Annotated in this window: 15 protein-coding genes and 2 pseudogenes; 5 read left to right on the top strand and 12 right to left on the bottom strand. The window is 69.7% G+C overall.

Features of this window, described 5'->3' with window-relative positions:
- Window positions 1-260: 260 nt before the first annotated feature.
- Window positions 261-791: a hypothetical protein gene (locus tag WMF27_RS44735; protein WP_437762760.1), complete on the bottom strand. Its 531-nt coding sequence runs from the start codon at window positions 789-791 to the stop codon at window positions 261-263.
- Window positions 792-899: 108 nt separating this feature from the next.
- Window positions 900-1,142 (bottom strand): hypothetical protein, encoded by a 243-nt coding sequence (locus WMF27_RS44730; protein ID WP_437762761.1) that lies wholly within the window; start codon window positions 1,140-1,142, stop codon window positions 900-902.
- Here WMF27_RS44730 and WMF27_RS44725 point away from each other — a divergent pair.
- Window positions 1,134-1,568 (top strand): hypothetical protein, encoded by a 435-nt coding sequence (locus WMF27_RS44725; RefSeq protein WP_437762762.1) that lies wholly within the window; start codon window positions 1,134-1,136, stop codon window positions 1,566-1,568. The two genes, WMF27_RS44730 and WMF27_RS44725, sit on opposite strands and share 9 nt — an antisense overlap.
- Before the next feature lie 6 nt (window positions 1,569-1,574).
- On the opposite strand, the gene WMF27_RS44720 is transcribed toward WMF27_RS44725, so the two are convergent.
- From WMF27_RS44720 to WMF27_RS44710, 3 genes are all read right to left on the bottom strand, one after another.
- Complete coding sequence (locus WMF27_RS44720; RefSeq protein WP_437943613.1) at window positions 1,575-2,369, bottom strand: helix-turn-helix domain-containing protein; 795 nt, start codon at window positions 2,367-2,369, stop codon at window positions 1,575-1,577.
- A 57-nt stretch (window positions 2,370-2,426) separates the two neighbouring features.
- Window positions 2,427-3,443, bottom strand: a complete 1,017-nt coding sequence (locus tag WMF27_RS44715; protein ID WP_437762764.1) for an aldo/keto reductase — start codon at window positions 3,441-3,443, stop codon at window positions 2,427-2,429.
- A gap of 124 nt (window positions 3,444-3,567) precedes the next feature.
- Window positions 3,568-4,218 carry a glutathione S-transferase family protein gene (locus WMF27_RS44710; protein ID WP_437769930.1) on the bottom strand — a complete coding sequence of 217 codons (651 nt, stop codon included), beginning with the start codon at window positions 4,216-4,218 and terminating at the stop codon, window positions 3,568-3,570.
- 120 nt (window positions 4,219-4,338) lie between these two features.
- Between WMF27_RS44710 and WMF27_RS44705 the strand changes: the two are divergent.
- A pseudogene (locus WMF27_RS44705) lies at window positions 4,339-5,124 on the top strand (AraC family transcriptional regulator N-terminal domain-containing protein); the annotation flags it as partial.
- Between the two features lie 19 nt (window positions 5,125-5,143).
- Here WMF27_RS44705 and WMF27_RS44700 read toward each other — a convergent pair.
- Both WMF27_RS44700 and WMF27_RS44695 read right to left on the bottom strand, forming a co-directional pair.
- Window positions 5,144-5,467, bottom strand: a complete 324-nt coding sequence (locus WMF27_RS44700) for a hypothetical protein (protein WP_437769994.1) — start codon at window positions 5,465-5,467, stop codon at window positions 5,144-5,146.
- A 111-nt stretch (window positions 5,468-5,578) separates the two neighbouring features.
- Window positions 5,579-6,256 carry a DUF4336 domain-containing protein gene (locus WMF27_RS44695; RefSeq protein ID WP_437762765.1) on the bottom strand — a complete coding sequence of 226 codons (678 nt, stop codon included), beginning with the start codon at window positions 6,254-6,256 and terminating at the stop codon, window positions 5,579-5,581.
- 50 nt (window positions 6,257-6,306) lie between these two features.
- Here WMF27_RS44695 and WMF27_RS44690 point away from each other — a divergent pair, with 50 nt between their 5' ends.
- Window positions 6,307-6,804, top strand: a complete 498-nt coding sequence (locus WMF27_RS44690) for a MarR family winged helix-turn-helix transcriptional regulator (protein ID WP_437762766.1) — start codon at window positions 6,307-6,309, stop codon at window positions 6,802-6,804.
- An 804-nt stretch (window positions 6,805-7,608) separates the two neighbouring features.
- On the opposite strand, the gene WMF27_RS44685 is transcribed toward WMF27_RS44690, so the two are convergent.
- From WMF27_RS44685 to WMF27_RS44670, 4 genes and pseudogenes are all read right to left on the bottom strand, one after another.
- Window positions 7,609-8,928, bottom strand: a complete 1,320-nt coding sequence (locus tag WMF27_RS44685) for a peptidylglycine alpha-amidating monooxygenase (RefSeq protein ID WP_437762767.1) — start codon at window positions 8,926-8,928, stop codon at window positions 7,609-7,611.
- Window positions 8,929-9,353: 425 nt separating this feature from the next.
- Window positions 9,354-10,064, bottom strand: a complete 711-nt coding sequence (locus tag WMF27_RS44680; RefSeq protein ID WP_437762768.1) for a hypothetical protein — start codon at window positions 10,062-10,064, stop codon at window positions 9,354-9,356.
- A gap of 411 nt (window positions 10,065-10,475) precedes the next feature.
- Complete coding sequence (locus WMF27_RS44675) at window positions 10,476-10,862, bottom strand: AAA family ATPase (protein ID WP_437943611.1); 387 nt, start codon at window positions 10,860-10,862, stop codon at window positions 10,476-10,478.
- A 23-nt stretch (window positions 10,863-10,885) separates the two neighbouring features.
- A pseudogene (locus WMF27_RS44670) lies at window positions 10,886-11,137 on the bottom strand (transposase); the annotation flags it as partial.
- Between the two features lie 565 nt (window positions 11,138-11,702).
- Here WMF27_RS44670 and WMF27_RS44665 point away from each other — a divergent pair.
- Window positions 11,703-12,083, top strand: a complete 381-nt coding sequence (locus tag WMF27_RS44665) for a hypothetical protein (protein WP_437762771.1) — start codon at window positions 11,703-11,705, stop codon at window positions 12,081-12,083.
- An 18-nt stretch (window positions 12,084-12,101) separates the two neighbouring features.
- Here WMF27_RS44665 and tam read toward each other — a convergent pair whose 3' ends face one another.
- Window positions 12,102-12,872: a trans-aconitate 2-methyltransferase gene (tam, locus tag WMF27_RS44660; protein WP_437762772.1), complete on the bottom strand. Its 771-nt coding sequence runs from the start codon at window positions 12,870-12,872 to the stop codon at window positions 12,102-12,104.
- 308 nt (window positions 12,873-13,180) lie between these two features.
- On the opposite strand from tam, the gene WMF27_RS44655 reads away from it, so the two are divergent.
- Window positions 13,181-13,792: an NADPH-dependent FMN reductase gene (locus WMF27_RS44655; protein ID WP_437762773.1), complete on the top strand. Its 612-nt coding sequence runs from the start codon at window positions 13,181-13,183 to the stop codon at window positions 13,790-13,792.
- Window positions 13,793-13,820: the final 28 nt, after the last annotated feature.

Raw genomic sequence — 13,820 nt, 5'->3', positions numbered from 1 at the left:
CCCGGAGAATTTTCACAGGGAGGCGGGGAGGAAGAAAGAAAACGAATTTCTCCCTCTTGCCGTCTCTCGCTCCCCGCCTCCCCGCCTCCCTGTGAATTTCTGTTTTTCTCGGGGTTTTAACCCGTTTGTCGCTCTAGGCAGGCGAGGGAGGCGTACGAAAGTACGCTGCAGGGAGCCGAACGACGCGGATGAGCCCGTAGCGCACGAACCTGCTCTCCGCTGTAATCGAGCCTGGTCCGCAGCCATCGGGCGCGCCGAGATCAGCGCGCGCAGAACAGCAGCTCGACGCAATCGACAGGGAGGGCGGTGCAGGGGCCCTCGACGGCGCCGTTCACGCACGCCTCGACCACGCCGATGGTGGCCGCGCAGGTGTCGTCGGCGGCCTGATAGCTGCGGACGCACTCGGCGCGGCTGGGCGCGGACGAGACGAACGCGCCGCCGCCGCAGTCCACGCGCCGGCCGTAGCCGCCGAAGCGACCAGCGACCCAATCACACAGCGTCGCGGCATCCGCCTCCGGCAGGTCGAAGAGCGGCAATTCGGGGGAGAGCCCGGAGCTCGGCCCGGGATCCGGCAGATCGTCGCCGTCGCCGTCGCCGCAGCCGGCGGCGGCGGCGAGCGCGAGCGCCGCGACGACGCGGGCAACCCTCTCCCGCGCCGCGGACGTCACGGCGCCGGGGCGCCTCGCGCGCGCCGAGGGCCCGGCAGCGACGTTCGCCCGCTCCCTCGATGCGAGGCATTCCGTCCTGTTGCTGGCCTCGATGCCCGCTCGCAGCAGCGACCCCGCGTTCATGGGCGCGGAGTGAACCACGGCGCGGCAGGGGGGATCAAGGAGTGAGAAGGCATCGCGTGAAGGTGGCGTCTTACAAGGAAGCGCTCCGCGAGCGCCCTCGTCTCGGCGTCACGCTCTGATGGACGACGGCTCGGCCGCGCCGCGCACCGCGTCGCGGAACCACCGCTGCGCCGGATCGCGGTGGTGGCGCTCGTGCCAGTACATGCGCACCTCGAAGCCGGGGAGCTTCACCGGCGGATCGACCACGCGCAACGGGAGGATCTCCGCGAAGGCCTCGGCCACGCGCGCGCCGACGGTGACGACCAGGTCGGAGCCGGCGACCACGTGCGGCGCGAGGAGGAAGTGCGGCACCGCCAGCGCCACGCGACGGCGCTTCCCGAGCTGCGCCAGCGTCTCGTCGACGACGCCGCCGGGCGTGCCGTGCTCGACTTCGTGTGGGGCGAGCCGGCCGTCCGCGTTCTCCGGGCAGCGACGAAGGACCGTGGATCCAGGGCCGGCGAGCCGCGCCTGCGCTTTGTTCAGCTGGGCACCGCGGCTGGCGACGGGATTCCAATCCGAGGCGACATGCTGCGCAGCACGGGGCTCGAGCTCATCGGCAGCGGTATCGGAAGCGTTCCGGTGAAGGAGCTGCTGGCCGGGGCCGGCGAGCTCCTGGCAGCGGCCCCGGCGGCCGGCTTTCATGCACCGTTCAAGAGTCTGCCGCTCAGCGCTGTGACCGATGCCTGGAACGAGGAGCCCGATGTGCGGTGCCTTCTCCTCCCGAACGCAAAGGCCTGAGGCCGATCATCCGCCATCAGCCCGCATGCAAGGAGAACGGGTCATCCGGCCGCTCGCGCGTTTGAGGAACGCGCCCGGTGTCAGCCCGACGAGCTGATGGAAGTCGGCGATGAGGTGGGCCTGGTCATAATAGCCCGCGTCTGCGGCGATGCGTGCCCAGTCGCACGAGGTAGCAGCCATTCGCACCGCGCGTTGCAGCCGGACGGCCCGCGCGAACTCCTTCGGGCCGATGCCGACGTTCTCGGTGAAAGCGCGGCGAAGATGCCGCGCCGTGACGCCGAGCCGATCGGCGACATTCTCGACCCGGACCTCGCCCCCTTCGAGCAAGCGGACCGCACGACGAGCGAGCTGCCCCGATGCCGTCTCGAGTGGTTGGCCGGCACGAAGCGTGAGTGCTCGGGCAACGCGGTCGATCACGTCCGCGCGGCTCCTCGCGGCGAGCAGGTCACCGCACAGCTCGCGCCCCGCGCGGCCCCACACGTCCTCCAGCGGAACGATCCGGTCCGTGAGCTCGCTCGCTGTCACGCCGAGCAGCGGAACCGACCAGCCCGGCCTGAACCGAAGAGTGACCATCCGCACGAGGCCGGTCTTGCTCTTGAATATCGCGCGCGTTCGGGGGCCCGCGACCCACACGTCCCCCTCGCGCCCGCCCTCCAGCGCTCGAAAAAAGAGGCCCGTTCTGCCGTCGGGAAGCCACTCGAGGTCGAGCGCCTGACCGGGGGGTGGCGCGACCGCACGGATGTCCTCGACGAAGCGCGGGAGCGCGAGGGTGAGGAGATCCATCGCTGCGGCCACGTTCATCACTCTTACGCCTCTCGTGCGGCCGTTCAAGCCGGCGCGGGTGCCCGCATCGATCCGCTACCGCTCGCTGTCGAGCGCCTTCATGTGCTGGGCAGGGTAGCGTGTGCCGCCGATCGCGTCCGCTGGCACGATGCTCTCGAGCGCCGCGACGTCGCTCGCCGACAGCGGCTTGTCGAGGGCCGCGAGGGCATCGTCGAGCTGGGTTCGCGTGCGGGCCCCGACGATCGGCACCAGCGTGGGCTGCTTCGCCAGCACCCACGCGAGCGCGACCTGAGCCGGCGTCATCCCGCGCTCGCCGGCGAAGGCGTGAAGCTTCTCGACGACGCTCACGTTCCTTGCCGCTTGCTCGCCCGCGAAGCGTGGCATGTACTGCCGGAAGTCCCCCTTTCCCGAGGGCTTGCTGCCGGTGAGCAGCCCACGCGAAAAGACCCCGTAGAGCGTCGCGCTCATCCCGAGCTCTGCGAGGGCAGGGAAGATGGACGCCTCGGGCCCGCGCGTTGCGATCGCGTACTCGATCTGCAGGTCCACGATCGGGTGCACCTTGCTCGCGCGCCGGATCGTCTCGACCCCCACCTCGGACAGCCCGATATGCCGTACGAAGCCAGCCTTGATGAGGTCGGCGATGGCCCCGACGGTGTCCTCGATGGGCACCTGCGGGTCGAGGCGCGCGGGGCGGTACACATCGATGACCTCCACGCCCAGCCGATGCAGGCTGTACGCCGCGAAGTTCTTCACGGCCGCAGGGCGGGCGTCGATGCCCAGCGCGGCGCCGTCCGGGCCGCGCATCGCGCCGAACTTCACCGACAGCTGGACCTTGTCGCGCACCCCCTCGGTCGCGCGCCGGAGGAGGAGCTCGTTGTGCCCGTTGCCGTAGAAGTCTCCGGTGTCGATCAGGGTGATCCCTCGCTCGATGGCGCGGCGGATCGTCGCCACGCTCTCGGCGTCCTCGGCCGGACCGTAGGCGCCGGACATCGCCATGCAGCCGAGGCCGACGGGAAAGACGCTGGGCCCGGTCTTGCCCAGCGGAGTCGATCGGAGCGGGGAGCGGCTCATCGCGGCGTCGAGGTGGGTCATGGGGTGTTCATGCCACGCGCCCGAAGCTTCCGATTGGAAGAACCGGACATTCGGGGACCCCGGCATCTCGTTCCAACTGGGCACCAGACCCGCGGATCGAGCCCGCGGCCGACGGCCCCCTCGGTCATGGAGCGGCCCCGAGCAACGGCGTCATGCCCGGATCCGCCTTCTGCATCGCGCGCCGATACGCGGGGCGCGCGCCGATCCGCTGCAGATAAGCCAGGATGTTCGGCCACGGCGAGAGATCGTACGGCTTGAACAGCCGCATGGTGGTCAGCGAGAACACCGTCATGATGTCCGCCGCCGTCAGCTCCGGACCGGCGAGATAAGGCGCCTCACCCAGCCGCTTCTCCACCGTCGAGAAGATCAGGTTGAACCGATCCTTCGCCGCCTGCAGCGCCGCGTTCTTCTCGGACGCATCGACGCGCTCCAGAGACCACACGCGCAAGACGGCCGGCTGCAAGGTCCCGTTGGCGAAGTGGAACCAGTAGAGATAGTCGGCGAATCCGGGCTGGCCGCGCCTCACGGCGAGCCGCCCCTCGCCATGGGTCTCGATCAGATAGTCGACGATCGCCCCGGACTCGCCGAGCACCAGGTGCCCGTCGGTGAGGATCGGCGCCGTCCCCATCGGGTGCAGCGCCTTGTATTCCGGCGGCGCCATCCTGTTGTCCTGTCGGCGCTCGTACCGTTTCAGCTCAATGTCGAGCCCGAGCTCCTCGCAGAGCCAGACAATCCGCTCCGACTGGGAACGACCGAGGTGATGCACGGTCAGCATGTTGTTCGCCATGAGCTCAACGTACGACCGCACGTCGCGAGATGCTTGCCGGTAGCTCTCTGCTTCTTGCTCGATCCTCTCGCCGGGGACAGAAAAGCGTGAGGGTGCTACGCTCTCCGCATGAACCTCGCGGCGCTCGCCGAGCTCGCTGCAAGCCAGCTCCCTCGCCCGAAGGACCGCGCCAGCCAGTACGTGCGACCGCTGAAGAACCTCGGCATCCTCCGGCACCACCAGCCGACATCGTTCGAAGCCGCGGTCTACGAGCCGGTCATGGGCCTTGTCCTCCAGGGGCGAAAAGAAACGGTGCTGGGAGCCGATTCGTTTCCGATGGGGGTCGGCGAGTGTCTGCTCATCAGCCACGACCTCCCGGTGATCGCGCGCGTCACGAGGGCCCCGTACCTCGTGCTGCTGTTCGATGTCGAGCTGGAGACGCTGCACGACCTGGTCGAGGCCATGGCCGACTCGCCTCCCTCCGCCGCGGGGTCTCGCTCGCTCGCGGTCCACACCTGCGATGCCAGGCTCGTCGACGCGCTCCATCGCTATCTCGCGCTCGTGGGCACGCGGACGGACGCAGCGGTGCTTGGTCCGCTCGTCTCGCGCGAGATCCACTACCGGCTCGCGACAGCGCCGTTTGGCGGCATGTTGCGCGACCTGATCCGCCGTGACAGCCACGCCAGCGCCATTGCGCGCGCGATCGCACAGCTGCGGCGTGACTTTCGATCGCCCGTCGAGATCCCCAATCTCGCGCGCAGCGTCGGGATGAGCGCGTCCTCGTTTCACAAGCACTTCAAGGCGATCACGGCGTCATCACCGCTTCAGTATCGAAAGGGCCTCCAGCTCCTCGAGGCCCGCCGCCTGTTGCGGGCCGGCACGCTCTCGGTCTCCGCGGCGGCGTTCGACGTCGGCTACGAGAGCGCGGCGCAGTTCAGCCGCGATTACACGCGCAAGTTCGGCGCATCGCCGAAGCACGACATCCCGGCAGCATCGCTGCCCCGCGGCGGCTCACCGCGTTGGCCGGGCGCGGGCCGGCGGTCGCGAAGCCGTGGGCGGCGGGCGTGGCCGCGAGCAGCTCGGCGAGCTCGGCCTCGTCCGGGCAGAACTGCCGCACGTCGCCGAAGCGCGGCCCGCGGGTGATCGCGCCCGCCTCGCCCTGCCCCTCCCCCGCCCGCGCCAGGATGCCCCGCGCGAGGGCCCATTCCAGGAACTCGCCGGCGGGCGCGCGGCCGTGGATCTCCCGCAACGTCTGCACGTCATGCCCGCTCGTGTCGACTGGGCGCCCATCACCGGACCGTCCTGATCTTCATGGCCAGGCCACAGTCCTACCGCACCGGCGCCCGCGCGCCGCTCCACGTCAGGGACGTCAGAGCACCCGCTCGAACGCGCCCTGCAGCGCGGCCCGACCGCCGCGCTCGACGACGTCGCCGTGCGCCACCACGATGCGCTCCGGCGCCCACGCGAGCATCCGCTCCACCGAGGCGCGCACCGCCGCGCGATCGCGCATCATCGAGCGCGCGATCCGCGACGGGCCGAACCTCCCGTAGGCGCCGTTCAGGCGCATGAAGAGGCGCGTCGGGAGGTGCTCGCTCCGCGCGATGTAAAAGCAGAGATCCCAGACGAAGAGCGTCCTGCTCGGCCGGTGGAAGAAGACCGTCTCCTCGAGCTTCGGCATCCCGCCGACCGCCACCTGGTCGATCTCCGCGGACCAGAGCGGGTCCGGCGCGCCGTCGAGCGCGCCGGTGAACGTCACGTCAGGGCGCTTCTCGCGGAGCCCCCGCGCGCCGACCAGCCGCGCCCCCGGGAACAGCCGCGCCGCCGGCGAGAGGCCGAGGTGGTGCAGCAGGTTCGGCGCCACGATCGCCCGCACCTCGCCGAGCGCGCGGATCTCGTCCGCCTCCCGCTCCACGCTCGGGAGCGGCGAGAACAGCAACAGCCCGCCGTCCTCGAGGCGCACGACCGGCGATCGCACCGGAAACCGGAGAAACCCCACCTTCAACGTGTCTTCCGCAACCCAGAGGGATTGATCGAGCCGTCGCAGCATGCTCCAATTGGTAAATCAGCTTGACCATTTGGTCAAGTAAGTTGACCATCATGACCAAGCACGACCTCGATCCATGCGACGTCGCCGAGCTCGAGCGGCGCAAGCGCGCGAGCCTCGGGCAGCTCCTGCTCCGCTCGGCGCGGCTGCTCGACGAGCGGGCGGTGGCGCGCGTCGCCCGGCGCGGCGCGCCCGGGGTGCGCCGGGCGCACACGGCGCTCATGCCGTACATCGACCTCGAGGGCACGCGGCAGATCGACCTGGCGGAGCGCGCCGGCGTGACGAAGCAGGCGGTGGGTCAGCTCGTGGAGGAGCTCGAGGCGGCGGGCGTGGTGGAGCGGACGCCCGATCCGGACGACCGGCGGGCGAAGCGGGTGCGGTTCACGCCGCACGGGCTGAAGATGCTGCTCCACGGGCTCGGGGTGCTGCACGAGCTGGAGGAGGAGCTCACGCGCGCCCTGGGGGAGAAGCAGATGGCCTCGCTGAAGAAGGGGCTCACCGCGCTGCTCGCGGCGCTGGAGGCGCCGGAGACGCCGCCTGAGGACCGGTGAGCGCCGGCGCGGCGGGGCTCGCGGGAGCGCCGGCGGGCGTCGCGCTCGATCTGCCGCTTGTCGTAGCCGCCCCAGGAGCAGAAGAGCGCCTGTCTTCCGCGCACCAGCTCCCTCAGCCGCGCCGCCGCCCCTGCGAAGAAGGTCGCGCACCTCGCGACCACCACGGACGACATCAGGCGCGGCGCCGCTCGTCAGGAGATCACGTCGGAAGCGTCCTTTGCTTCGAGGGCGTTATCGTGCTTGATGCATCGCCAGCCTCGCCGTCGCCATCGCACCTCCTCGCGGAGCCGACGGAGTTCGGGGAACCAGCAGACGTCGCTCGCCGTCGTCCCGGCACGACGGTCGTACCGGAACAGACGGTCAGGTGATCCAGCGTTCACGCGGCGGCGAGACGGGCGCTCACCATCGCGAAACGAGCGTTCACGATGCCGCGGTCTGGGTGTTCACGATGCCGCGATTTCGGCGTTCACGATGCTGCGGCGCACGCACCCAGGCGTTTCAGGCGTGGAAGGCCTGCCTGATCGCATAAGGCCCGTTCTGTCAATGAGCTCGTACAGTCGGACTGCACGAGTCAGGAACGGCTCCGAGAATCTTTACTTTGCGGAACGCGTTTGCTCGTCCTATCCGCTCGCTGAAAGCGAAGCGATCGACGCGGCCGTTCGGGGTGGCGCGCGGATCGAAGAGCCCCTCGAAGGCGCCCGGCGGCGCGCGCGGAGCTCCTGTTCGCCAGGCTTACGAGCGCTCTCACCGAACGGCGCGCGCCTCCCCGCTTGGGCACAGGCCGCGCGTCTTGCACGAGCTGGTCTATTTTGTCGTCACACAGGACACGTCGTTCGTCGGAGAAGTCCAGTCCCCCACCTTTAACTCTAGCTCTTGAGACGGATAGTACATCACGAAATTATAACACATCTCATCCAGCGTCCGCCCCCCGAATTCCACGGCACTGTTGCCCGGGTTGTCCCACGCGCAACGCGTCCTCACGGTGTCGCCGCCTCGAAGGATGGTATCGTTATCGTACCAGATCTGGTTGTCGAAGTTCCACGGATCGGCGAGCCCCAGGTTGCTCGGCTCGCTGCCGTCCGTGGGCACCGTGTTGCTCGACAGGTGCTTGCCGAGGATGTGCATGTGCGGCATAACACTGATTACCGAAAGCGCCCCCATATCCCGCGGGAACTGGTAATCGCAGCTCACGTCGAGCGAGCCGTGAGGCGGGATGTTGATGTCTTCTGTGCCGAACGCGAGGATGCCGGCGTCGTTGGGGCGGAGCTCCGTCGTCGTGCAGACGTCGAAGCCGGTGCTGTCTTGCTGCCCGTCGAGGCCCTTGATGTTGCTGTAGTGCACCTGGATTGTGAAGTGTGCCGTGCCTTCCAGCGGGAAGCCCGCCTCCAGCGGCAGCTCCGTGGCCTTGCCGCCGGGCGCCCAGACGGCCAAAAGAGGCCCCTTGATGTCGCCCCCATCGCACGGCGTGGGCGTCGAGGGAGACGCCTCATCCGCCTTGAAGAGCAGGATATGGTGTACAATGGTGCTGTTGTCGATGTGGGGCACGATCCCGACGAGGTGTCGTTTCTGGCCGATCTCTACATCGACCCCATAACACATATACTGGTCCTGGACGTCCTTCGGCATGACGTAAGGCGCGGACGGCGCTAGCAGGACATCCGGTGTGCAGCTCAGGGTCGGAGGGTCGATGGTTCCGCCGCCGCCCGGGTCGACGCACGTGTCTTTACCGGCCGGCACGCCGGCGGCGATCCATTGATCGAAGATCGCGAGCTCCGCGGCGGTCAGGCGCTCGGTTGGGGGCGGAGGCATGGGGCGCGCGGTGTCGCGGGCGCGTGCGGCGACGAGCTCGTAGACCTTCTTGTTGGGATCGCTCACCGCGGGCGCGACCAGATCGCTCCGGTCGACCAGCGGGAACGGCGCGCCGAACTTCGGGGACGCCCCGTGACAGGTCTGGCACCTCGTGGAGAGGATCTTGTCGACGTCGCACGGCAGCGCTTCCGCGTTGCCGTTCTCCGGACCGGAGCCGGATGAGCCGCTGCTGCCCTTCTCGGCGTCGCTGCACGCGACGACCACGAGAGCGGATAGGAAGGACAGCGCCGAGAACAAATAACGACTACGATTCATGCGAGCTCCTCGGGGAAAAGTGCGACCTGAATCGGCGTTCGAGGGTATCGAGCGCTGATCTGCAGCTTTTCGGAAGGGCGGTCGAAGATTGAGATTCCGAAAAACGCCGTCGAATTGGGTGGAGGAAGAACGCGCGCCGCGAGCTCCCGAGAACAGCGGGAGACTTGGCGCGTGAGAGCACCGGCGACCCAGGTCTACGGACGGGCCGGCGACCTGGCGTCGGTGCTACTTCGGTGAGTGCCCGCCCGCTCTGAGACTGTTCAACGGTGCGCTCACGCGGAAGGTATGGAGGCGCTCGCGCGCCAGGAGGCGCGGTGCCGTCTGGTCAAAGCTCGGCTGCGGACTCGGGTCGCGCGCGGGGATCCATCTACGGGGCGCGCCCGAGCCCGTAGGGTACAGCTATACGGTAGGATGCCTTCTTGGTGCTACGCGGCGGTAATCCCAGGCGTTTCAGGCGTGGAAGACCTGCCCAGCGCGCCGAGCGGCCGCGGCACCACGTACTCGAGGTCGCGCGCGGCCACCACGGCGCCGCCCTCGGCCAGTTCCTCGAAGCGCGCGCGCCGCACCTCGAGGAACCTGGTGCTGGCGCTCGGGTCCACCCGCGAGAACCGCCGGCGGCTCGGACGCTCGAGCAGGGCGCGCAGCGACGTCGGCCGCACGACGGCCACCGCGCCGCCGTCCCCGCCGGCGCCCTCGTCGGCAGCGCGTGCCGCGGCCCCTCCGGGCGGATCGGCGCGCCCCTCGGGGAGCGCGATGTCATCGCCGATCCACGGCCCGAACGGCAATCCGAACCGCGCCAGCAGGTCGTAGACGTTCAGCTCGAGCCGCGCGTCGGGCAGGCCTCCGGCGAAGAAGAACGGCACGATGTCGAGCGTGGGGTGGGGTCGCGCCGCCAGGTCGAACACCCCTCCGATGGCGCGATCCTGGTGATGCTCGATCCGCAGGAACTGCGGAGGGCCCTCCGCCGGCCGGAGCCGGAGCACGACCCCCTGACCGGCCTTCACCTTCTCGCCGACGATCAGGTAGTTCGTGGGCGGATAAGGCAGCCGCGCGCCCGCGGCGTCCCGGAGCTCGAACCGGCCGGCGAACCGGTTGCGCACGATCCAGGGGTTGCGCAGCGGCGTGGACGACAGCACGCTTGACCTCGGCTTCCCAGTCGGCGCGGTAATCCTTCCGCAACAAGAACTCGACAGCATGCTTGTGGGCGAGCCGATACCGGCGCCACCCGGGGCGCGGCGCGCGAGCCTTGACTTTGCGGAACGCGTTTGCTTGTCCTATCCGCCCGCGCCGGTGCCTGCCCCTCCGGGAATCGTGGACACGTTCCGCCTCCTCCACCCGAACGAGGCGACGGTCGGTACATTCCTCGTCCACGTCGCCCTCCCGGAGCAGCCGCTCGCCGAGCCACTGCAGCCCGTAGGCGAAGCCGCGCACCTCCTCGAGCACCTGCGCCACGTGCGCCGCGGCTCCTTGCGCGGCCACCTCCCTCGCTGCTTCCGCATCGAGCGGCCCGACCCAGATCCGCTGCGAGCTGGTCAAGAATCGCGACGTCAGCCCATTCTATTGAACATGCCCACGCATCGCCTCGAAGAAGCCCTCATCGAACCCCTGTCCACCGTCGCGAGCTTGTCCGCCTCGTCGAGAATCAACACCAGCTTCCCGAGCCTCCCTAACTGCTCCACCGCCGCGCGCAGGGTCGCCCCCTCCTGCTCGATTCGTGCGGCCACCTCGGGCTTGTTCACCTTCCGCGCGATCGCCGCGACCAGCATCCCTGGCGAGAAGCCGACGCCCGGATCGATCCAGGCCACCGGCCAGCCCGCGGGCACATGCCGCTCCACCCAGCGCAAGAGCGACGACTTCCCCACCTTCGCCCCACCCAGGATCTGCGCGTCCGGGGGGCCTGCGCGCGCATCAGCGCCTTGATCTTCGAACCGCACTTTTCAACCGGGGACAGATCGGGGGAGTACGGGGGTAGGAACAGCCATTTTGCTCCGACGGCTTCGATGGCTGAATCGACACCCTTCGCGTGGTGGGCTCCGAGGTTGTCGAGAATGATAACATCGCCGGGCTTCACCCGCGGCGCGAGTTGGTGTTCGACGTAGGCCCGGAAAGCCACGCCGTCGGTGGCGCCTTCGAAGGCGAAGGGGGCGACGAAGCCGCCGAGCCTCAGCCCCAGGGTGAGGGTGAGGTTGGGATCGGGGTTGCTCGGCACCGCGCCCCCCGAAGGATGCGGCGTGAGGCTGCCCGTCTGACGACGGAGGTTGAGGTAGTTCTGCACGGTATTGGGTGCCACCGCGAACCGTTCCGCCAGTTCGCGCACCGATCCTTCCTGATTGTCGTAGGCTTCCACGATCCGCGTGCGCAAATCGATCCCCTACGGCCGCATGCTTGCCCCCCCACGGGCCAGCAAGCATCGACCGTCCAGACGGGGTTGAGCACCGCTCTAGACGAGGCGATCCCCGAGCTGAGAGGAAAGGGCGGCTCGGTAGGGGGAGGCCAACCCGCGTCCGCTGGCGCAGACACGGGCTCGGCGAGCGCCGAAGCTTCGGCCTCCGGCGCGCCGCCCGGTCAGACGGCGCCCCCGGGCGACGTCCCCGCCCCCGCCACGGCGGACGCTGGCGCCTTCACAGGCGGTTCGTTGGGCCCGCGTTGGGCCACGCCGGAAGACGACTCGGCCAAGCGTCAGTCGGAACCCTTTGAAATAATAGACATTTCTTCCGCTGACGCCTCGGCGACGAGGGCTTCCCCTGGCGGCGCCGTCGCGATAGGACTGCAGCGTGACACGCACCATCGCACGGTGGATACTTCTCCTCGCAGCGCTCTCCGCCGGGTGCGCCCCGGCGCCGCCCCCCGCAGCCCCGACGGCCGAAGAGGTCACCGCGAAAAAGGCCGCCAGCGTGGCGCTCACCGCGCTGTTGAACCGCAAGTTCGACGTCCAGGGCTGCGACGCCTCCGGGGCGCGCGTTGTCCAGGAGGCCGAGGCGCGCGCGGGCGCGCCCCAGGGCGAGCGCTGCGCCATCCTCGTCGCGCGCAGGAGCGACCGGACATGGCTCGTCGCCGTCCGCTCCTCGCTCTCGTCAGCGTCCGTCGGAGCGCAGGCGCTCGTGACCGTGCTCCCCGAGGCCGAAGGCGTCGGCGCCATCGAGTACACGCGCTGATCCGCGCGGCGGCGGCGCTCACCGCGCCGTGGCGACGAGGAACAGCCGCCGGAACGGAAACGGCGTCTTCCCGTCCGCCGCCTTCGGATACGCCGCCGCCACCCGCCCGCCGTACTCCTCCAGGAACTCGGCCCGCTCCTGCTCATCGAGCGCCGCGAGCAGCGGCCGCAGCGCCGTCCCCTTGGTCCACTCGACGACCGGATTCACGCCCTCGAGGACGTGCAGATACTCCGTCTCCCAGATGTCGAGCCGCGCCGCGTGCGGCGCCAGCATCCCGTAATACGCCGCCGGCGCCGCGACCGGGCTCTCCCTCACCACCGCCGCCAGCCTGTCGCGGAAGCGAGGCAACCGGCTCGCCTCCACCATCGCCGTGTGCGACGGCGCGCCGTGGTTCCTCGGCATCTGCACCGCCAGCACGCCGCCGGCCGGGAGCCGCCCGAGCAGCGCCGGGAACAGCGCCTGGTGGTCGTCCAGCCAGTGCAGCGCGGCGTTGCTGAAGATCAGCGCGGGCGGCGCGGACGGCGCGAAGCGCGCGATGTCGCCCTCGACGAACCGCGCCCCGGGCAGCGCGGCGCACGCCTGCGCCAGCATCTCCGGAGAGCTGTCGACCCCGAGGATCCCCCGGCCCGGGAAGCGCTGCGCCACGAGGCGCGTGATGTTGCCGGCCCCGCACCCGAGATCGACGATCTCGCCCGGCGCGGTGAGGTCGACCCGGCCGAGCAGGTCAATCGGAGGGCGCGCCCTCTGGTCCTCGAACTTCAGGTACTGCGCAGGATCCCAGTCCGCCATCGCGCCCTCCGTCGTTCCAGCGCGGCAGAGCGTGAGCCCACCCGCCGCCGTTTCCCTTCCCTACTTCCAGCAGATCCGGGCGCGCCTGTCGACGCAGAAACCGAGGACGCCCCCGGCGGCGACAGCGCAGGAGCCGCCGAGCGTCGCGCTGGACATCCCCGCACGGGCGCGGCACCCTCGCGCCGGTGGATGCTCCGGAGATCTCCGATTCCTCGACCCGCCGCGCGAGCGCGGGGTAGCATCGCGCCGCAATCCACCGATCACCGAGGAGCGCCGCGCGATCCGTCGCCGGCCGCACGCAAGACCCTATGAAGCTCGCTGTCATCTCAGGCAGTCACCGCAACGGCTCCGAATCGGGGAAGATCGCCCGCCACGTGCAGCAACAGCTGGCGTCGTCGGCGGACGTGTCCTCCACGTACACGCTCGATCTCGCCGACAACCCGCTTCCGCTCTGGGACCCGGAGGTGTGGCAGCCGTCCGAGAAATGGGAGCGCGTCTGGGCCCCCATCTCCGCCGAGCTCAAGGCGTCCGACGCCTTCGTGATCATCGCGCCGGAGTGGGGCGGCATGGTCCCCGCCGGACTGAAGAACTTCTTCCTCCTCTGCTCCCGGGGCGAGCTCGCGCACAAGCCCGCGCTCATCGTCGGGGTCTCCGCGAGCATGGGCGGCGCCTACCCGATCGCGGAGCTGCGCATGAGCAGCTACAAGAACACGTACCTCTGCTACATCCCGGACCACGTGATCGTGCGCAACGTCCGCGGCCTCCTCAACGACCCGGAGGCGCCGCAGTCCCCCGACGACGAGCGCATCCGCGAGCGGCTCCGCTACGCGCTGGGCATGCTCCTCCAGTACGGGAAGGCCCTGCAGCAGGTCCGCGCGAGCGGCGTGGTCGACCTGGCCAAGTACCCTTACGGGATGTGACGGGCCCCCGGGGGCGAACACGCTAGTC

This window comes from Sorangium sp. So ce281 (assembly GCF_051527395.1).
Taxonomy (GTDB): domain Bacteria; phylum Myxococcota_A; class Polyangia; order Polyangiales; family Polyangiaceae; genus Sorangium; species Sorangium cellulosum_B.
The sequence above is the reverse complement of the archived record's forward strand: the minus strand, read 5'-3'. Positions and strand labels throughout refer to the sequence as shown.

What these genes read in the sequence shown, in the direction of transcription:
- WMF27_RS44735 (WP_437762760.1), bottom strand. Translation starts at nt 791, where the DNA reads ATGAACGCGGGGTCGCTGCTGCGAGCGGGCATCGAGGCCAGCAACAGG.
- WMF27_RS44720 (WP_437943613.1), bottom strand. Translation starts at nt 2,369, where the DNA reads ATGAACGTGGCCGCAGCGATGGATCTCCTCACCCTCGCGCTCCCGCGC.
- WMF27_RS44715 (WP_437762764.1), bottom strand. Translation starts at nt 3,443, where the DNA reads ATGACCCACCTCGACGCCGCGATGAGCCGCTCCCCGCTCCGATCGACT.
- WMF27_RS44710 (WP_437769930.1), bottom strand. Translation starts at nt 4,218, where the DNA reads ATGCTGACCGTGCATCACCTCGGTCGTTCCCAGTCGGAGCGGATTGTC.
- WMF27_RS44695 (WP_437762765.1), bottom strand. Translation starts at nt 6,256, where the DNA reads ATGCTGCGACGGCTCGATCAATCCCTCTGGGTTGCGGAAGACACGTTG.
- WMF27_RS44690 (WP_437762766.1), top strand. Translation starts at nt 6,307, where the DNA reads ATGACCAAGCACGACCTCGATCCATGCGACGTCGCCGAGCTCGAGCGG.
- WMF27_RS44685 (WP_437762767.1), bottom strand. Translation starts at nt 8,928, where the DNA reads ATGAATCGTAGTCGTTATTTGTTCTCGGCGCTGTCCTTCCTATCCGCT.
- tam (WP_437762772.1), bottom strand. Translation starts at nt 12,872, where the DNA reads ATGGCGGACTGGGATCCTGCGCAGTACCTGAAGTTCGAGGACCAGAGG.
- WMF27_RS44655 (WP_437762773.1), top strand. Translation starts at nt 13,181, where the DNA reads ATGAAGCTCGCTGTCATCTCAGGCAGTCACCGCAACGGCTCCGAATCG.